The organism is Arthrobacter sp. HMWF013 (assembly GCF_003061105.1).
Classification (GTDB): domain Bacteria; phylum Actinomycetota; class Actinomycetes; order Actinomycetales; family Micrococcaceae; genus Arthrobacter.
Window position 1 is genome coordinate 3519 of sequence record NZ_QAIQ01000574.1, and the last position, 3351, is coordinate 6869.

The window sequence follows — 3351 nt, forward strand, 5'->3', positions numbered from 1 at the left end:
GGTCACTTGTTCTGCTCACAAATGATGGAACACTGCCCCTGGACGGCGGCCTGTCTCCCTCCGGCAACGGCCGGGCCGGAGGATCCGGCAGCCCACGGACCATCGCCGTGATCGGCCCCAACGCGGATGACCCGCATGCCCAGCTGGGCGACTGGGCGGGCGCTTCCGGCCAAGTGAACTGGCTGCCGGACGGCCATCCACGGCACCTGACCACAACGGTGCTCGACGGATTCCGCGCCACGGTACCGGAGGATTGGACGGTCACATACGCCAGAGGAGCGGACATCGGGCAGCTGGTACCGGACCCCGCCGGGCCCACCTACCCCGACGGCCAGCCGCGGCCACCGCTGTTCCTGGCAGCCAGCCCTGACGCCACTTTGCTCGAAGAGGCGCTCACCACCGCACGCAGCGCCGACTACGTCGTTGCTGTCATCGGCGACACTGTGGCCCTCGCCGGCGAAACCAAATCAACAGCCACCCTCGAACTCATGGGTGGCCAGATCGGACTGGTCGAACGGCTCGTCGAGACGGGAGTCCCCGTGGTCGTTGTGCTCGTGCAGTCAAAACCGTCGGTCCTGCCGCCATCCGTCCTCGACGCCGCTGCCGTCATCGAAGCCTTCAACCCCGGCATGAAGGGCGGACAGGCGGTAGCCGAACTCGTCCTGGGACTGATCGAACCGGCAGGCAGGCTCCCGATCTCGTTCGCGGTCCACGCCGGACAGCTTCCGGTCTACTACAACCAGGTCCGGGGCCAGCATGGCGACCGCTACGCAGACCTCTCACAGCAGCCCCTCTTCGCCTTCGGCGAAGGGCTGAGCTACACCACCGTCGAGTACACGGACCTTCGCGTCCACTCGGGAGTGGTCCCAGCTGACGGGCGCGTGGAGGCCACGGTGACACTGAGCAACACCGGTTCGCGGCCGGTCCTCGAAACCGTGCAGGTGTACATCGCGGACGTCATCACCAGCGTGACGTGGGCAGAACGTGAACTCAAGGCCTTCACCCAGGTCCAGATCATGCCGGGCCAGTCGGTAGAGGTGGACCTGGTACTTCCAGCCGCATCCTGCTCACTCGTCGACCAGAACAGCGAACGCATCGTCGAACCCGGGGCTTTCACACTGCTTGTGGGCCAGCACTCCCGCGACCCAAAAATGCTCTCGGCAGAGTTCCGGATTGCGCCCTAGCTGGGCACCCGGAAGGCACGCGGCGACGCAATCCCCCGAACAGGGGATCCGCCCTGCTGCCCGGAACCCCCGGTGAGGGGATCGCGGCCGTTGGTACCGGCGTCGTACATTTCCAGCATGAACGCCGTATCCCAGCTCTTCGCGATACTCGCCGCGCTGATCTATATCGCTGTTTTCCCGCTGGAAAGCTTCTTCCTGAAGCACCCGGCAGCGCAGAGCTTCCTCAGCACCCCCGCGCAGAACGTGCCGGCGGTGATGATGTGGGCCATCCCCACCGGGTTCCGCAACCTCCTGATCGGCCTGGGAGTCCTCGCCGGGGTGATCGCCGTGAACCTGGGCTACGTGGTGGTGGGCTACACGCTGGTGGTCTACTGCTGCGCGAACATGGTGCTCAGCGGGTCCACCATGGCGCTCGCGGACTGGCTGGGGCACTATCCCAAAAAGGGCGACAGCATCCCCAGCACCCTCGGCTCCGTGGTCCCGGCCCTGCTGGCACTCATCGCACTGCCGTTCTGAGGCAGGGTAGCCCCGTTCGTTGACACTCCAGGGCGGCGGGCATGTACTTAAATTGGCTCCCCCATAAGAGCCAAAACCACGAAGCGGCCCACGCTTCCGTGCGGCCGCCCTTAACTCAATGGAGGTCGAAAATGGGACAGGCACGCGAGGTCATGGACCGGTTTACCGCGGCCATGGACACACAGGACAGGGACATGTTGGCGCGAAGCTTCGCCGACGAGGCCGTCATCTCTACCCCTGACGAAGGCGAGATCAACGGGCGTGACAAAATCACCAACTACCTTTTCCACTTCTGGGAGGCGTTCCCGGACTTCAAGTATGAGTACACGGCCAAGCACGAGTCCGGGGATGTGGCAATCGATGAAGGCTACGTCGTCGCGACAAACACCGGGCCCATCAGGATGCCCTCCGGTGAAACGTTGCAGCCCACCGGCAAGAAGATCAGGCTCAGGAGCTGCGACATCGCCGAAGTGGAAGGGGGACAGATCAAGTCCCATCACTTCTACTTTGACCAGCTGGAATTCATGGCACAGCTTGGACTGCTGCCGGAATCCATGACTCAACAACTGTCCAGCCACTGAATGGATGCTGTTGGCGGCGCACGCTTCCGTGCGGCCGCCCTTAATAAATGGAGGTCGAAAAAATGGGTCAGGCACGCGAGGTCATGGACCGGATAACCACGGCCATGAATACCAAGGACAGAGACCTGATGGCACGGTGCTACGCCGACGAGGTCGTGATCGTCACCCCTGACGAGGGCCAGCTCACCGGGCGTGACAAAGTCACCAACTACCTGTTCCAGCTTTGGGAGGCATTCCCGGACGTCCACTACGAGTCCGTGGAGAAGTATGAGTCCGGTAACACTGCCATCGACGAGGGCATCGTCACCGGGACCAATACCGGGGCGCTGAAGCTTGGCGGCGGGGAAAGCATGCCCCCCACCGGCAAGAAAATCAGGGTCAGGAGCTGCGACGTCGGCCGGGTCGAAGAGGGAGTCTGCGTCTCCCACCACTTCTATTTTGACCAGCTGGAGTTCATGGCACAGCTTGGACTGCTGCCCGAATCCATGACTCAACAACTGTCCAGCCACTGAAATACTGCGCGCGGCCGGCGGGCAACGCGGACTTGCCTGCCAGCCGCCGCTTTACCCGAACCGGCCGTCCGCGGTTCTACCCGTGCGTTACCGCGGCACCCAGGAGCCCGAACAGCGTCCCGGCCGCCACGGCAATCAGGGCCCGCTTGCGGGCCGGATACAGCCAGCGCACGGCAAAAACTGCCACCGCGAAAATGAGGCCGTTGACCACGCTCAGGATGACCGCCACCCATTCGCTCCCGGAAGACACCCCGAATCCCCCGCCGCTGCATCCGCTGACCCCGCACCACATCAAGCTGGCCACGAGCCATTGCGGAAGGCTCAGCCCCACAGCCAGCGGGACGGCCCACCAAAGTTGTTGTGCGTTCTCGTTGACACCGCGTGGCCTTGCCGCCTGCTCCGCCGCTGATTCCGGCGGCGTGGCAGGACCAGCCGTGGCGGCGGCAGGAACAGGCTTGCCCTTTCGGGTGCTGAGCACCACCCACCGGAACACCGCTGCGTTGACCACCGCCAGGGCGAGGAAGCCCAGATAATAGAGCAGCGCCGTCGGAGTTAACC

At 64.0% G+C, this 3351-nt stretch carries 5 protein-coding genes; 4 read left to right on the forward strand and 1 reads right to left on the reverse strand.

From position 1 onward, the window contains the following. The 4 genes from DBR22_RS24830 to DBR22_RS19605 all read left to right on the forward strand — a co-directional run. A partial coding sequence (locus DBR22_RS24830; protein ID WP_258229322.1) for a glycoside hydrolase family 3 C-terminal domain-containing protein occupies nt 1-1184 on the forward strand: 1184 nt, incomplete at its 5' end. 117 nt (nt 1185-1301) lie between these two features. After that, a complete protein-coding gene (locus DBR22_RS19595) occupies nt 1302-1700 on the forward strand; it encodes a DUF1304 domain-containing protein (RefSeq protein ID WP_108600379.1) in 399 nt (132 codons plus the stop codon). Nucleotides 1701-1831: 131 nt separating this feature from the next. Beyond that, the gene (locus DBR22_RS19600; RefSeq protein ID WP_108600377.1) at nt 1832-2281 is read left to right on the forward strand and encodes an ester cyclase; all 450 of its coding nucleotides are present in this window, start codon (nt 1832-1834) and stop codon (nt 2279-2281) included. A 62-nt stretch (nt 2282-2343) separates the two neighbouring features. After that, entirely contained in the window at nt 2344-2793 is a 450-nt protein-coding gene (locus tag DBR22_RS19605; RefSeq protein WP_108600378.1) for an ester cyclase, read from the forward strand. 76 nt (nt 2794-2869) lie between these two features. Here DBR22_RS19605 and DBR22_RS24005 read toward each other — a convergent pair. Further along, nucleotides 2870-3351 (reverse strand): hypothetical protein (locus DBR22_RS24005; RefSeq protein ID WP_181365259.1); only part of this gene is annotated, 482 nt, incomplete at its 5' end.

Bases quoted from the DNA above. Each gene is read 5' to 3' on its own strand.
- DBR22_RS19595 (WP_108600379.1), top strand. From the start codon at position 1,302: ATGAACGCCGTATCCCAGCTCTTCGCGATACTCGCCGCGCTGATCTAT.
- DBR22_RS19600 (WP_108600377.1), top strand. From the start codon at position 1,832: ATGGGACAGGCACGCGAGGTCATGGACCGGTTTACCGCGGCCATGGAC.
- DBR22_RS19605 (WP_108600378.1), top strand. From the start codon at position 2,344: ATGGGTCAGGCACGCGAGGTCATGGACCGGATAACCACGGCCATGAAT.